This window comes from Bacillus paramobilis (assembly GCF_038096195.1).
Classification (GTDB): domain Bacteria; phylum Bacillota; class Bacilli; order Bacillales; family Bacillaceae_G; genus Bacillus_A; species Bacillus_A mobilis.
Window position 1 is genome coordinate 847899 of record NZ_CP151108.1, and the last position, 14144, is coordinate 862042.

Annotated in this window: 16 protein-coding genes; 11 read left to right on the forward strand and 5 right to left on the reverse strand. The window is 36.2% G+C overall.

What is annotated here, in order from left to right:
- The first annotated feature begins 24 nt into the window (after window positions 1–24).
- Both AABL52_RS04450 and AABL52_RS04455 read left to right on the forward strand, forming a co-directional pair.
- Complete coding sequence (locus tag AABL52_RS04450) at window positions 25–399, forward strand: hypothetical protein (RefSeq protein ID WP_000816833.1); 375 nt, start codon at window positions 25–27, stop codon at window positions 397–399.
- Between the two features lie 20 nt (window positions 400–419).
- Entirely contained in the window at window positions 420–785 is a 366-nt protein-coding gene (locus AABL52_RS04455) for a DUF3221 domain-containing protein (protein ID WP_341518972.1), read from the forward strand.
- Between the two features lie 30 nt (window positions 786–815).
- Here AABL52_RS04455 and pepQ read toward each other — a convergent pair whose 3' ends face one another.
- Entirely contained in the window at window positions 816–1913 is a 1098-nt protein-coding gene (gene pepQ / locus AABL52_RS04460; RefSeq protein WP_341518973.1) for a Xaa-Pro dipeptidase, read from the reverse strand.
- A gap of 149 nt (window positions 1914–2062) precedes the next feature.
- Between pepQ and AABL52_RS04465 the strand changes: the two genes are divergently transcribed.
- Window positions 2063–2746 carry a metal-dependent hydrolase gene (locus AABL52_RS04465; RefSeq protein ID WP_000868951.1) on the forward strand — a complete coding sequence of 228 codons (684 nt, stop codon included), beginning with the start codon at window positions 2063–2065 and terminating at the stop codon, window positions 2744–2746.
- A 40-nt stretch (window positions 2747–2786) separates the two neighbouring features.
- Here the strand turns inward: AABL52_RS04465 and AABL52_RS04470 are convergent, their stop codons facing one another.
- Window positions 2787–2948, reverse strand: a complete 162-nt coding sequence (locus AABL52_RS04470) for a hypothetical protein (RefSeq protein WP_341518974.1) — start codon at window positions 2946–2948, stop codon at window positions 2787–2789.
- 244 nt (window positions 2949–3192) lie between these two features.
- On the opposite strand from AABL52_RS04470, the gene AABL52_RS04475 reads away from it, so the two are divergent.
- The 4 genes from AABL52_RS04475 to AABL52_RS04490 all read left to right on the forward strand — a co-directional run bounded on the left by AABL52_RS04475 (window position 3193) and on the right by AABL52_RS04490 (window position 6398).
- Window positions 3193–4506 carry a CBS domain-containing protein gene (locus AABL52_RS04475; RefSeq protein ID WP_000201565.1) on the forward strand — a complete coding sequence of 438 codons (1314 nt, stop codon included), beginning with the start codon at window positions 3193–3195 and terminating at the stop codon, window positions 4504–4506.
- 147 nt (window positions 4507–4653) lie between these two features.
- On the forward strand, window positions 4654–4977 hold the full coding sequence (locus AABL52_RS04480; protein ID WP_000348693.1) for a hypothetical protein: 324 nt from the start codon (window positions 4654–4656) through the stop codon (window positions 4975–4977).
- A gap of 126 nt (window positions 4978–5103) precedes the next feature.
- Window positions 5104–6045 carry a phosphotransferase enzyme family protein gene (locus AABL52_RS04485; protein ID WP_341518975.1) on the forward strand — a complete coding sequence of 314 codons (942 nt, stop codon included), beginning with the start codon at window positions 5104–5106 and terminating at the stop codon, window positions 6043–6045.
- 89 nt (window positions 6046–6134) lie between these two features.
- Entirely contained in the window at window positions 6135–6398 is a 264-nt protein-coding gene (locus tag AABL52_RS04490) for a DUF3949 domain-containing protein (protein ID WP_341518976.1), read from the forward strand.
- Window positions 6399–6415: 17 nt separating this feature from the next.
- On the opposite strand, the gene AABL52_RS04495 is transcribed toward AABL52_RS04490, so the two are convergent.
- The gene (locus AABL52_RS04495) at window positions 6416–6712 is read right to left on the reverse strand and encodes a YtpI family protein (RefSeq protein WP_340421122.1); all 297 of its coding nucleotides are present in this window, start codon (window positions 6710–6712) and stop codon (window positions 6416–6418) included.
- Between the two features lie 160 nt (window positions 6713–6872).
- Between AABL52_RS04495 and AABL52_RS04500 the strand changes: the two genes are divergently transcribed.
- Window positions 6873–7805: a DHH family phosphoesterase gene (locus AABL52_RS04500; RefSeq protein ID WP_217992277.1), complete on the forward strand. Its 933-nt coding sequence runs from the start codon at window positions 6873–6875 to the stop codon at window positions 7803–7805.
- A gap of 51 nt (window positions 7806–7856) precedes the next feature.
- Here AABL52_RS04500 and ytrI read toward each other — a convergent pair whose 3' ends face one another.
- Together ytrI and AABL52_RS04510 are read right to left on the reverse strand one after the other, a co-directional pair.
- Window positions 7857–8360 (reverse strand): sporulation membrane protein YtrI, encoded by a 504-nt coding sequence (gene ytrI / locus AABL52_RS04505; RefSeq protein ID WP_001265726.1) that lies wholly within the window; start codon window positions 8358–8360, stop codon window positions 7857–7859.
- Window positions 8357–8770 carry a YtrH family sporulation protein gene (locus AABL52_RS04510; RefSeq protein WP_116329186.1) on the reverse strand — a complete coding sequence of 138 codons (414 nt, stop codon included), beginning with the start codon at window positions 8768–8770 and terminating at the stop codon, window positions 8357–8359. Before AABL52_RS04510 ends, ytrI begins: the two co-directional genes overlap by 4 nt.
- 42 nt (window positions 8771–8812) lie before the next feature.
- Here AABL52_RS04510 and dnaE point away from each other — a divergent pair, with 42 nt between their 5' ends.
- From dnaE to AABL52_RS04525, 3 genes are all read left to right on the forward strand, one after another.
- The gene (gene dnaE, locus AABL52_RS04515; RefSeq protein ID WP_341518977.1) at window positions 8813–12139 is read left to right on the forward strand and encodes a DNA polymerase III subunit alpha; all 3327 of its coding nucleotides are present in this window, start codon (window positions 8813–8815) and stop codon (window positions 12137–12139) included.
- 133 nt (window positions 12140–12272) lie between these two features.
- Entirely contained in the window at window positions 12273–13481 is a 1209-nt protein-coding gene (locus AABL52_RS04520; RefSeq protein WP_162937158.1) for an NAD(P)-dependent malic enzyme, read from the forward strand.
- A gap of 14 nt (window positions 13482–13495) precedes the next feature.
- Window positions 13496–14140, forward strand: coding sequence for a FadR/GntR family transcriptional regulator (locus AABL52_RS04525; RefSeq protein ID WP_073516692.1), 645 nt, complete (start codon window positions 13496–13498; stop codon window positions 14138–14140).
- Window positions 14141–14144: the final 4 nt, after the last annotated feature.

Sequence of the window (14144 nt, forward strand, 5' to 3'; positions counted from 1 at the left end):
AATGCTTTTGAATGGAGGGGCATTATGAAGAGAGCATTAGTCTTTTTTATTAGTATTTTCTTTTTAGGAAGCTGCTCGCTTTCGTATGTTACTTTTTCTAGCGAGAGCAAAAGTTGGACGGGGCAATATAAAGGGCATATTAAGGATGACAGTGAAGATGGAATGTTTACGTTTCAGTATAAAGGCGGAGATGGAAATACAGAATTTAAAAATTTAGAGATTGCTATTAATGAAACCTTTCGTACAATGACACAAACTTCAGAAGTTCATAAAGGAGCAAGGATTGAAATGAAGTCTTCTTGTGTAAGTTGTGCGCCTCTATCTAAAGATGAACCGATAGAGGTTGTGATTAAATGGGATGATAAGTATGAGGAGAAGATGGTGTTAAATTTGAAATAGCCTAGAGTAAGGAGTTAAAAATGAATAGGCGTATGAAAAACTTTATGTTTTTAAGTGTATTTCTAATCATATTATCAACGTGTGATATAAAACAAGTAGAGCAAGTAGCGGTAAAAAAAGTACCTGAAGAGGGGTATGTCATAGTAAGAAATGACACGGTATTTTTTGTCGATGATAAAACGTTTAATACAAAAGTAGAATTGCAACATTATATGGAACAACAAATAAATAAAGAGCATCCATCACATATAGTTTTGAGCTTTAAAGATAAAGGCGCATATAAACAGTTAAAAACAGGGGATAAAATAAAAGTATGGTTTTCTCAAATGCTTGAAAGCTATCCAGCAAAAATGATTGTAGAGAAATTTGAAATAGTAGAGAAATAGAAAAAGGCAGCCATCACGCTGCCTTTTTTCTTATTTCACAAATTGTAATTCTTTCGGGAATTTCGTTAAAATTTCTGATCCGTCTTTTGTGATGTAAATATCATCTTCAATACGAACGCCGCCTACGTTTGGTACGTAAATACCTGGCTCGATTGTGAAGACCATACCTTCTTTTAATGGGGACTCGTTACCAGCTTTTACATCTGGATATTCGTGTACGCTAATTCCAAGTCCGTGACCAAGGCGGTGCGGGAAGAAGTCGCCGTAACCTGCATCTGCGATCACAGAGCGAGCAGCGTTGTCGATTGCACCAAGTGTAACACCTGGTTTACATGCTTCAACTGCTTGTAGTTGTCCAGCAAGTACAGTTTTATAAATGCGAGTTTGTTCTTCAGAAATGTCACCGAATGCTACTGTACGTGTAATGTCAGAGCAATAACCTTCAATGATTACGCCTAAATCAAATAGTACGAAATCGCCGCGTTTCATTTTATTTGCACCTGGAATACCGTGTGGAAGAGCAGAGTTTGCACCTGCTAATACCATCGTATCAAATGACATTTTATGTATGCCTTTTGTTTTTAATTCGTGTTCAATAATTGCTAATACTTCTAGCTCACTACGATCTTCTTTAATTGCATTTACACCAACTTCAACAGCGTAGTCCGCCATTTTAGCTGCTTCGCGTAAAATAGAAAGTTCTTTTTCATCTTTAATTAAACGAAGTTCACGAACTTTCTCCTCAGCTGATTTGAACGCTGCATTTGGGAATAATTTTGTTAGTTCTTCGTAACGTTCTACGTTTAAATGTTCTTTTTCGATTGCAACTGCGTTTGCATTGATGCCGCGGTCTTTAATTGCTTTTGCAATCATATCCCATGGTCTGTCAGTATCAGTAAATCCGATAATTTCATGTGCCCAGCCAGCGTTACGCGCTTGACCTTCTTCCATTTTAGGGCAAATTAAAATAGGCTCTTTTTCTTGGAATACAAACATACCAAGAAGTCTTTCGTGTGGTTCACAGTGGAAGTTTGTCATGTAGAAAACGTTTGGTGTAGAAGTTAAGAACGCAGCTTCTACGTTTTTTTCTTTTAGCCATTGCATTAAATTTTCTAATCTAGCATTCATCGATTGGCACCCCCGAGATATTTAATTACAAATATAACTTTACATCGGAAGAAAGCGTTATGACAAGTAAATAGATGTTAGAAAAGACAGGGAATTGAAAAATCATGTAGAATAAAAAGTGAGAATGTGTATAGGGGAGGAATGTAGTAATGAAAGTATCTTATCACGGGCATTCAGTTGTAAAGATTGAAACGAATGGAAAAGTGATTTTAATTGACCCATTTTTAACTGGAAATCCTACAACAGATTTAAAGGCTGAAGATGTCAAAGTAGATGCGGTTCTTTTATCGCATGGACATGGTGATCATGTTGGAGATACAGTAGAGCTTGCGAAGAAAAATAATGCAGTTGTTGTGGCACCATTTGAACTAGCGACCTTTTTAAGTTGGCAAGGTGTGAATACACATCCGATGCATATTGGTGGTTCGCATGAATTTGGCTTCGGAAAAGTGAAGTTTACACAAGCATTCCACGGTTCTAGTTATATTGATGAAGAAAATAAGACGATTACATATACAGGTATGCCAGCAGGTATTTTATTTACAGCAGAAGAGAAAACTGTATACCATGCAGGAGATACCGCTCTATTCTCTGATATGAAATTAATTGGGGAACTGAACAACATTGATATAGCATTTTTACCCATTGGTGATAATTTCACAATGGGACCAGAAGATGCTGTTTTAGCAGCAAAATGGGTTCAGGCGAAAACTGTTGTACCGATGCATTACAATACGTTCCCAGTAATTGAACAAGATCCATATCAATTTGTAGAAAAGCTACAAAATTGTACAGGGAAAGTATTAGAGGCTGGAGAAAGTATTACACTATAGAAAAGAAACCCTTCATTTGAAAAGACAAGTGAAGGTTTTTTTACGTGTGTAGGACAGCTTTTAAAGTTTGTACTTGTTTTGGTGATTCTTTCCTTTTTGGAAGTGGATGTTCAGGTGTTTCATTCAATTCCATTGCAACTTTTTTCCCGTCTACGAAAGCTAAAAATACAGCACCTACAACTTCTAATAATTTTTTCATCATGTATCCGCTCCTTTGTTTTATTTCTTGTCTTCATTGTATATTGAAGCGGCTGGACAAACTATCGAACGAGATGACAATACCATTACATTGTTGTAATAGAAGAAGTAGTATAATGTAAGGCGTATTTTGTTATAAAAAAAATAGTACAGACATACAAAGAGAGAGTGTAACAGTTTTGAAAATATAGTATACTGAAAATACAACACATGAAGAATTTAGGGAAAAGAAAGTATGGTGAAACCATTTGGCTACCAAGCATAACCAAATTTTAGAACATATTAATGGCCTGCCAGTAGGGCATAAAATTTCTGTAAGGCAAATTGCAAAAGATTTGAGTGTAAGTGAAGGTACAGCTTACCGTGCAATTAAAGATGCAGAAAATAAAGGATATGTTAGTACGATTGAACGTGTCGGAACAATTCGAATTGAACAAAAGAAGAAAGAGAATATTGAAAAGCTGACATATGCAGAAGTCGTTAACATTGTCGATGGTCAAGTACTTGGGGGCAGAGAAGGACTACATAAGACGTTAAATAAATTCGTAATTGGGGCAATGAAATTAGAAGCGATGATGCGCTATACAGAAGCTGGGAACTTACTTATTATCGGTAACCGTACGAACGCACATCAATTAGCGTTAGAAGCCGGAGCTGCGGTATTGATTACGGGTGGATTTGATACGGAAGATCATGTGAAGAAATTAGCAGATGAATTAAAATTGCCGATAATTTCAAGTAGTTACGATACATTTACAGTTGCAACGTTAATTAACCGTGCGATTTACGATCAGCTTATCAAGAAAGAAATTGTACTCGTTGAAGATATTTTAACGCCAATTGAAGAGACATTATATTTAAAACCAAATGATACAGTACAGCAATGGCATGCGTATAATGAAGAGACGATGCACGGAAGATATCCAATTGTTGATGAAAATAAAAAGGTATTAGGTATTGTAACTTCAAAAGATATGATTGGTGTTGCGAAAGAAACACCAATTGATAAAGTGATGACAAAACATCCAATTACGGTAAATGGAAAAATGTCTGTCGCAGCTGCGGCACGTATGATGGTATGGGAAGGTATTGAGTTACTTCCTGTTGTTGATGAAGGAAATAAACTGCAAGGTATTATTAGCCGTCAAGATGTACTTCAGGCATTGCAAATGATTCAGCGTCAACCACAAGTCGGTGAAACAATCGATGATATTGTAACGAATCAATTCATGACGCCGAAAGAAGCAAAAAATGAACATCTATATCAATTTTCAGTGACGCCGCAAATGACGAATTCAATCGGAACGTTATCTTACGGTGTATTCGCAACAATTGTGACGGAAGCAACGAATCGCGTTATTCGTGCGCAAAAGAAGAGTGATTTAATTGTTGAGAACTTAACAATTTATTTCGTAAAACCAGTTCAAATTGACAATGTTGTATCGGTTCATCCGAAAGTATTAGAAATTGGACGTAAATTTGGTAAGGTTGATGTAGAAGTGCATCATGAAGGTAATGTTGTCGGGAAAGCATTACTTATGGTGCAGTTGATCGATAAATAAAAAGATGGAGCAAGCCGCTTTGGTTTGTTCCATTTTTTTATTTAAAAGGATAGAAACAAAAAATAAATAGCGTATCATTTCATAGTTATAATAAAAGACTAAAAAATTTGAAGATGTGGAAATGGAATAGCGATAAGGAGGAAGGGCATGGACGGAATCATTTTCTTTTTAGTGGTCGTATGTTTCATCATTATGCATGTGTTAACGCATAGAAGGATGAACGCTATTAAAAAGAGGCTGTATTTTGTAAGTGTAACTCTTGCTAGTGTGGGCGCCTTTATTCCTATATCAGGAGAAAATGAGCCGGATTTTCTTTACTTTGGTATACCAGCTGAAACGTTTGTTTATTATGGCGGATGGGAATGCTGGTTTAATCCATTAGGTTTTTTCGTTAACTTTATTTTGTTTTATTGGGTTTTGAAGTTAATAATTAAGCTACGTAAGAGTTCGGGTAGAGAAGTGAAAAAATAGAAGGATATGTATCAATGTGGATAGAAAATTAGTTGTTAATCGATTACGCTACTAATCGTTAAGAGATAACAATCGTGTAATTGGATAGGGAAACGATGCTTCACTATATGAACTAGGGGGAGAAGAATGGATTTTCACATTACAGAGCAGTTATGTAAGCAATATAATTTAAATAGCCTTACGAAAGTTTCATTGTTGCATGGGGGAGAAAATCAAACATATATATTCAAATCGGACAAAAATAAATTTGTAGTGAGGCAGTATAGAGAAGGACGTTATACAGCCGAGCAAATAGAGGCTGAAATACATTGGTTAATAGCGATGCAAAAACAAATGTTAGTACCAGAAGTAGTTGTAAATACAAATGGTGATTGGATTACATCTGTTATGAAAGATGAGAGAAGTATTCAGTATTTTGTTGTCTTTAAGTTTATAAACGGAAATGAAATTTTAGAACCAAGGGATAGGGACTATGAAAAACTTGGGTCACTAATGCGAATATTTCATGAAAAAACAAATGAAGTGCTCAAAAGAGTGCCGCAAACTTGGAGAGGTTACGAAAGGCCTATATATAGTGAGAAAAAGATAATCCACGAGCCTTTACAGCGATTACTAAATGCTTCATTTCTATCGCATGCGGATAAGCATAAATGCATGAAAATTGCAGAAAGAATACAAGAACTCACAAATTCAACTCAACTAGGAGAAAAACAATTTGTTCATGGGGATATGCATTTTGGTAATGTTCTTGTAGACAAAGAGGATTGGTATTTACTTGATTTTGATGAATGTGGATTTGGGTATAAAGAGTTTGATATTGGTGTTCCGAGATTACATTTAATTGCTTCGGGACAGTTAGAAGATGTATGGGGGGATTTCATAATGGGGTATGGAGAAAATATTTCAGAACCAGCCATTCGACTTGGGACTGCTTCAAGAATCTTTTATATGGCTGGAAAAATACCATTAAGGCTTGATATTGAACCTATTAGAAAAGATCCTGGCGCTTTTATTCGCCGATATATTCATTATGCGGAAGAGGAATTATGCGGGGAGACAATTGCCTGATAAAAAAACAGAATATTAATTCATTTGGATTCTAGACTATATTATAATTTGATTGTAAGAAAATGGATTTATGGAAGGTGGTATGCATTATGTCATCAACAGTACTCTTTTTTGGTAGTATCGCACTATTTTACTTCCTTGTGATGATACCGTTTCAATATTTATACTTACAAGGTTTACATGAAAAAAAGAAAAAAACAGGATTACCTCAGCGAGAGCCATATGAAAAAATGTCTTTTGAGGAAGAACAATTACATTTCCACGTACAAGGGAATCTCTTTAATATACCGTCTGCGTTTGTTGCATATATGATTTTGAAAGTTAGAGGACGTAAAAAAGCATCACAATATTGATGCTTTTTTACGTTGCTTCAGACAGATTCAGCTTCTTCAACGGCCAATGGTAAGAAATGTTTGTATTGGCGAAATCCATTAAATACACTTGCAATACCAAATAGAACAAATAAAACACCAACGATAATACGAGCGGTTGAAAGTTCTAAAAAGAATTGGTTTATCCCGAAGAATAAGACGAATGAACCGAGTGCCATTGCGGATTTTCCTGAGAGCCAACCTTTCTCCATTGGGCGGTTTGTACGAAAGTATTTTGTTTTGTAGAAGAGGTACAACATAAATGAGACGATAATACAGAAGACTAATACTGGCATAATGCACACTCCCATCGCTTTATGAAAAATAATAGTGAAGAAAAAAGAAATATCTAAACTTTCTAACTTTTATTATAAAGCAATTATTCGCATGTATGAAATACTTTCCGTTATAATGGAAGATAAAGTGAAGAAGTTGAGTAAAAAGGAGATTATACATATGCATGAGCAAATTTTAGGAGCAATTAAAGAGTTTGATACAATTATTATTCATCGTCATGTACGTCCAGATCCAGATGCGTTAGGTTCACAGGGCGGTCTTGGTACCATTCTACAAGAATCGTTTCCAGAGAAAAATATTTATACGGTTGGGTACAACGAACCGTCATTAGCATACTTACGAGTAATGGATGATATTGAAGATAGTGTATATGAAAATGCACTTGTTATCGTATGTGATACTGCGAACCAAGAACGTGTTGACGATCAACGTTATGCAAAAGGGAAGATGTTAATTAAAATTGACCATCATCCAAATGAAGATCCGTACGGAGATATTACGTGGGTAGATACGACAGCAAGTTCTACAAGTGAAATGATTTATGAGTTTTACACGTATGGAAAAGATAAAGGGTTACAGATAACAAAAGAAGCAGCTCGTCTTATTTTAGCGGGTATTGTTGGGGATACAGGTCGTTTCTTATTTCCGAATACAACAGCGAAAACACTTCGTTACGTAAGTGAGCTTGTTGATATGGATGTGAAATTCACAGATTTATACAATGAAATGTATAAGACGAAAGAAAAGATTGCTCGTTTGAACGGCTATATTTTACAAAACTTTACGATGGTAGAAGAAGGAGCAGCTTACATTAAATTAACGAAAGAAGTATTAGAAAAGTTTGATGTGCTTCCTTCTGAGGCATCTGGCGTTGTTGGAGCACTTGGTAATATAGATGGATTAAAGTCGTGGGTTCTATTTTTAGAGGAAGATGATGTGATTCGTGTTCGTCTTCGTTCAAAAGGACCAGTTATAAATAAATTAGCAATGCAATATAATGGCGGAGGGCATCCGATGGCGTCTGGTGCAAAAGCATCTTCTTGGGAAGAAGCGGATCGTCTTTTTGCTGATTTATGTGAGTTGTGTAGATAAGAGATTATATATGAAAACGAAAAGAAGGAGCGGCGCTAAAGCCCTCCTTCTTTATTTTTCTTTCTCTATAGTAATGCTAATTTCAAGCACGGTATCAAAAGATATTGTATCGACTTTAAAGCGGTATAGACGATCGTAATGTTTGTACGTTTTGTTTTCGATTACCTTTTTGAGTAGGTCTTTATTTTTTGCGATACTTTGTATGTTTTTCGTTAAAAGGTGCTGGAGGTCATTATGGATAGATGTGGTCATATTTTCGAGTGTAAGATTGTCTAAATCGTATTTTTCTCGATTTATAAGTTTTATTTTAATCTCTTGAATAGTTAAGAGCCGTTTATTTTCAGTGTTCAATTTTTCTTGATCTTCGAGAAGGACGTGAAGCTTTGCTTCTTGTTTTTCTATAATTTCTCGTTGCTCTGCTATTTTACTAGCTTGTTCTTCTTGAAAAACACCGTATATGTACAAAAAAATAAACCAGCTCAATACGCCTCCAACAGCAGCACCAGCTAAAACTAAATACCATTTTTTTGCTGTATTGGCACTTGGTACTCTCATACATGTTCCTGCGTTAGCCATTTAATAATAGTAAGACCTGTTTGCATACCACCCGTTGCAAAAAAAATAAGGAGAATTTGTTTTACGATATCTTTCATATCTCCGCCAAAGAAACTTCTTTCAAAGCTATAAAAAGTATCAAATGTTCCGCCAATTGCTGCAACGAGTGCCCAAATTTTTAAATTTTGGGCGAATTGATTAATGTAAGTTAGAGTTGGTTTTCCGATAAGAAATGCACCAAAGCCGCCAATTAATGAACCACCGAGTATAACCCCAAAGGCAATAAAGTAACTAATAATAAGCAGAGAGAAAAAAGTGTGTTCTCTTACATCCATCGTCATTCCCCTTTCTTCTTCATATATATGGACAAAGTATAAGAAGTATGTTTTGATTTCCGCTTTCCTCATCACCTATAATAAAAGTAGTCAAATTGGTAAAGAGAGGGTACAACAGTGAAGTTTGTGCATTTACAATGTCAAACCGTTTTTAGTTTATTAAAAAGTGCTTGTAAAATTGATGAGCTTGTAGTCAGGGCGAAAGAACTTGGTTTTTCATCACTCGCTATTACGGATGAAAATGTTATGTATGGTGTTATTCCATTTTATAAAGCATGTAAGAAACATGGTATACAGCCTATTATCGGCTTAACAGCTTCTATTTTTAGTGAAGAAGATGAAAAATCTTATCCGCTTGTTTTACTTGCTGAAAATGAAATAGGCTATCAAAATTTATTAAAGATTTCTAGTAGCATTATGACGAAGTCAAAAGAAGGTATTCCGAAAAAGTGGCTTGCCCATTATGCGAAAGGATTAATTGCTATTTCACCAGGTAAAGATGGGGAAATCGAACAATTATTATTAGAAGACAAAGAGAGTGAAGCTGAAGAATTAGCTCGCATGTATCAAAGCATGTTCGGCAATTTTTATATGAGTTTGCAGCATCATGCGATTCAAGATGAACTGCTTCTGCAAGAGAAATTACCTGCATTTATGGGTAGGATAAATGTTCCAGTCGTTGCAACAAACGATGTACGCTACATCAATCAAAGTGACGCACTTGTTCATGAGTGCTTATTATCTGTTGAAAGTGGAACGAAAATGACTGATCCAGATAGACCGAGGTTGAAAACGGATCAATATTATTTAAAATCATCAGATGAAATGGAAGCACTATTTTCTCACGTAGAAGAAGCGATTTATAACACAGTAGAAATTGCAGAACGTTGCAGAGTAGAAATACCGTTTCATATAAATCAATTACCGAAATTTCCTGTTCCGGCTAACGAGACGAATGATATGTATTTACGCCGCGTTTGTGAAGAAGGGTTGCAGAAACGTTATGGTACGCCGAAAGAAGTACATATAAAGCGTTTAAATCATGAATTAAACGTTATTTCTAGTATGGGGTTTAGTGATTATTTCCTCATCGTATGGGATTTTATGAAGTATGCGCATGAAAATCATATTTTAACAGGACCAGGACGTGGATCGGCAGCTGGCTCACTTGTTTCTTACGTATTGGAAATTACAGATATTGATCCGATTGAATATGATCTATTATTTGAAAGGTTTTTAAACCCCGAACGTGTGACACTTCCAGATATTGATATCGATTTTCCAGATATAAGACGTGATGAGATGATTCGATATGTGAAAGATAAATATGGTCAGCTTCGTGTTGCACAAATCGTAACGTTTGGGACGCTTGCAGCAAAAGCGGCAATTCGAGATATTGCGCGTGTAATGGGGCTTCCGCCGCGAGATATTGACATATTCTCAAAACTTATCCCATCAAAGCTTGGTATAACGTTAAAAGATGCATATGAGGAATCGCAATCACTCCGTGAATTCATACAAGGGAATCTGTTACATGAGCGTGTGTTTGAAATTGCAAAACGTGTAGAAGGCTTACCACGTCATACGTCTATTCATGCAGCTGGCGTTATTATGAGCCAAGAGCCGTTAACAGGAAGTGTTGCAATTCAAGAAGGGCATAACGATGTGTATGTTACGCAATATCCAGCTGATGCATTAGAAGAACTTGGTTTGTTAAAGATGGACTTTTTAGGATTGCGTAATTTAACGTTACTTGAAAATATTATAAAGTTTATCGTGGAAAAAACGGGGACACAAATTGATATAAGAAATTTACCACTTCAAGATGAAAAGACGTTCCAATTGTTAGGTAGAGGGGATACAACAGGTGTATTCCAGCTTGAATCAGGTGGTATGCGAAATGTACTTCGCGGGTTAAAACCGAATGAATTTGAAGATATTGTTGCTGTTAACTCGTTATATAGACCAGGACCGATGGAACAAATTCCGACCTTTATTGAATCAAAGCATGGAAAAAGAAAAATTGAATATTTACATCCGGACTTAAAGCCAATTTTAGAAAGAACGTACGGTGTAATTGTATATCAAGAACAAATTATGCAAATTGCGTCGAAATTAGCAGGATTCTCGCTCGGAGAAGCAGATTTATTGCGCCGTGCAGTGAGTAAAAAAAATCGTGATATTTTAGATCAGGAACGTAAGCATTTTGTGCAAGGTTGTTTACAAAATGATTATGACGAGACATCCGCGGAGAAAATTTACGATTTAATTGTAAGATTTGCAAATTACGGTTTTAACCGAAGTCACGCGGTAGCCTACAGTATGATTGGATATCAGCTTGCCTACTTAAAAGCGAATTATACGCTGGAATTTATGACAGCACTATTATCAAGTGCAATTGGAAATGAAGATAAGATTGTGCAGTATATACGAGAAACGAAGCGGAAAGGTTTTCACGTTTTGCCACCGTCTCTTCAGAGGAGTGGTTATAATTTTCAAATAGAAGGCAATGCGATACGTTACAGCTTACTTTCCATTCGAAACATCGGAATGGCTACAGTGACAGCATTACTCGAAGAACGAGAGAAAAAAATGTTTGAAGATTTATTTGAATTTTGTCTTCGCATGCCATCAAAGTTTGTAACAGAGCGAAATTTAGAGGCGTTCGTCTGGTCTGGATGTTTTGATGATTTTGGTATTTCGAGAACGAATTTATGGAAAAGTCTTAAAGGAGCGTTAGAGTACGCAAATCTTGCACGTGATTTAGGAGATGCTGTTCCGAAATCGAAATACGTACAAGGAGAAGAGCTCTCTTTTATTGAACAGTTAAATAAAGAAAAGGAAGCATTAGGCTTTTATTTATCAAGCTATCCGACAGCGCAGTATGTAAAGTTAGCGAAAGAATTAGAAATTCCATCTCTCGCTCAGGCAATGCGGCATAAGAAAAAAGTACAAAGAGCAATCGTGTATATAACAAGCGTGAGAGTAATTCGTACGAAAAAGTTGCAAAAGATGGCGTTTATTACATTTTGTGATCAAAATGATGAAATGGAAGCAGTTCTTTTCCCGGAAACGTATATACATTTCTCAGATAAGTTACAAGAAGGCGCAATTGTATTAGTTGACGGCATGATTGAGCTTAGAAATCATAAGTTGCAATGGATTGTAAATGGGCTATATCCGTTAGAAGAAATGGATGTGTATGAAGAAAAAAAAGACGCAACTGTTTACGTGAAATTGCCGTCTCAGTATGAGAAAAAGCAGTTAAATCAGGTTACTAAAATATTGTTTGACTATTCGGGTTTTGCGAAAGTACTAATTTATTATGAAAAGGAACATAAAATGGTACAATTATCACGAAGTTTATCGATTCATCCAAGTGAAGAATGTTTAGGAGCACTTCGTGAAATTGTCGGGGAAGAAAATGTGGTTGTGAAAATATAATGGACAATTTCCCTACACTTCGATTATTATAGTAGTAGTGTTCGTGGTCAGACCACTTGGAGAAATTGATATCAGCTAGAATAATTTGAGGAGAGTGGATAGTTTGTCAACACTTCGTGAAGAAGCACTTCACATGCATAAAGTGCATCAAGGAAAATTAGAAACTGTATCAAAAGTAAAAGTAGAAAATGCAAAAGATTTAAGTCTTGCATATTCTCCAGGGGTTGCAGAGCCTTGTAAAGAAATTTATGACGATAAAAGTAAGGTATATGAATATACGATGAAGGGAAATATGGTAGCAGTTGTGACTGATGGAACGGCTGTACTTGGTCTTGGTAACATTGGACCTGAAGCATCTCTTCCAGTAATGGAAGGTAAAGCTGTATTATTCAAGAGCTTTGCTGGTGTAGATGCATTCCCAATTGCCTTAAATACAAACGATGTAGATAAAATTGTTGAAACTGTAAAATTAATGGAGCCAACTTTTGGCGGCGTTAACTTAGAGGATATCGCAGCACCAAACTGCTTCATTATTGAAGAACGTTTGAAAAAAGAAACAAATATTCCTATCTTCCATGATGATCAACACGGAACAGCTATCGTAACAGTAGCAGGTCTTGTGAACGCGCTAAAATTAGTTGGAAAGAAAATGTCTGACATTAAAGTTGTCGCAAATGGCGCAGGTGCAGCAGGTATTGCAATTATTAAACTTTTATATCGCTATGGTGTACGCGACATTATTATGTGTGACCGTAAAGGTGCGATCTATGAGGGTCGTCCTACAGGTATGAATCCTGTGAAGGATGAAGTTGCAAAATATACAAATAAGAATCGTATCGAAGGTTCTTTAGCTGATGTTGTGCAAGGTGCGGACGTATTCATTGGTGTATCTGCAGAAGGTGCATTAACAGAAGAGATGGTTCGTACAATGAATGACGATGCAATTATTTTTGCAATGGCGAATCCAGTTCCAGAAATTATGCCAGAATTGGCAAAAGCAGCGGGCGCAGCTGTTGTTGGAACGGGTCGTTCTGACTTCGCAAACCAAGTAAATAATGTACTAGCGTTCCCTGGTATTTTCCGTGGTGCACTTGACGTACATGCGACACAAATTAACGAAGAAATGAAGATGGCAGCTGTACAGGCTATTGCTGAGCTTGTAGCAGAAGATGAGTTGAATGCAGAGTATATCATTCCTGCACCGTTTGACGCGCGTGTAGCGCCTCAAGTGGCAGCTTACGTTGCGAAAGCTGCAATGGAGACAGGAGTAGCTCGCCGTCAAGTAGATCCAAATGAGATTGCTGAGAAAACAAAACAATTAGCGCTGATTGGTAAAGAATAAGCGAGGAATTTCCATTGACATCATCAAATACAAAAGTATATCTCGAAATTGTAAAAAAAATCCGTTCCATTATGGAAGAAGATGGATTGGTGGCGGGGGATCGTTTGCCGTCTGAGCGTGAGTTAAGTTCACGTTTAAACGTAGGGCGTTCCTCTGTAAGAGAAGCATTGCGTGCTTTAGAACTGGTAGGGTTGATTGAAACGAGACGTGGTGAAGGGACGTTTATTCGAAACTTTTACGATAACGGTCTTGTACAATTGATTGCGCCGTTCTTGCTGCAAGATGAGAAAACAATTCGTGATTTATTACAAACAAAAGGATTGCTCGAGAAAGATATGATTCGAATTGTATGTAATTTACCGAAAGAAACGTTTTCTAAAGTGCTAAGTAAATTACACAAAGTGCTTGAAGAAAATGAAAACTCAATTCCAATGCTTCATCAAACGTTCTTTAAAACACTTATTGAACAAGTCGATAATTATTTACTTTATCGCATTTGGATGATCGTAAATGATTACGTATCAACTCTTTCTTGTAAAGTTTCAGGAGATTCTATCGATATGTATAGAAAGCTTTATGCTACTTTGGAAGAAAAACAAGAAAATGATGCACTAAAAATTTACGATGAATTAGTAGAGAATATACAGTTTCACTCGTAATGTA

Bases quoted from the DNA above. Each gene is read 5' to 3' on its own strand.
- AABL52_RS04520 (WP_162937158.1), top strand. From the start codon at position 12,273: ATGCATAAAGTGCATCAAGGAAAATTAGAAACTGTATCAAAAGTAAAA.
- AABL52_RS04500 (WP_217992277.1), top strand. From the start codon at position 6,873: ATGCATGAGCAAATTTTAGGAGCAATTAAAGAGTTTGATACAATTATT.
- AABL52_RS04455 (WP_341518972.1), top strand. From the start codon at position 420: ATGAATAGGCGTATGAAAAACTTTATGTTTTTAAGTGTATTTCTAATC.
- AABL52_RS04450 (WP_000816833.1), top strand. From the start codon at position 25: ATGAAGAGAGCATTAGTCTTTTTTATTAGTATTTTCTTTTTAGGAAGC.
- AABL52_RS04465 (WP_000868951.1), top strand. From the start codon at position 2,063: ATGAAAGTATCTTATCACGGGCATTCAGTTGTAAAGATTGAAACGAAT.
- AABL52_RS04480 (WP_000348693.1), top strand. From the start codon at position 4,654: ATGGACGGAATCATTTTCTTTTTAGTGGTCGTATGTTTCATCATTATG.
- AABL52_RS04495 (WP_340421122.1), bottom strand. From the start codon at position 6,712: ATGCCAGTATTAGTCTTCTGTATTATCGTCTCATTTATGTTGTACCTC.
- pepQ (WP_341518973.1), bottom strand. From the start codon at position 1,913: ATGAATGCTAGATTAGAAAATTTAATGCAATGGCTAAAAGAAAAAAAC.
- AABL52_RS04490 (WP_341518976.1), top strand. From the start codon at position 6,135: ATGTCATCAACAGTACTCTTTTTTGGTAGTATCGCACTATTTTACTTC.
- AABL52_RS04485 (WP_341518975.1), top strand. From the start codon at position 5,104: ATGGATTTTCACATTACAGAGCAGTTATGTAAGCAATATAATTTAAAT.
- ytrI (WP_001265726.1), bottom strand. From the start codon at position 8,360: ATGAGAGTACCAAGTGCCAATACAGCAAAAAAATGGTATTTAGTTTTA.
- AABL52_RS04470 (WP_341518974.1), bottom strand. From the start codon at position 2,948: ATGATGAAAAAATTATTAGAAGTTGTAGGTGCTGTATTTTTAGCTTTC.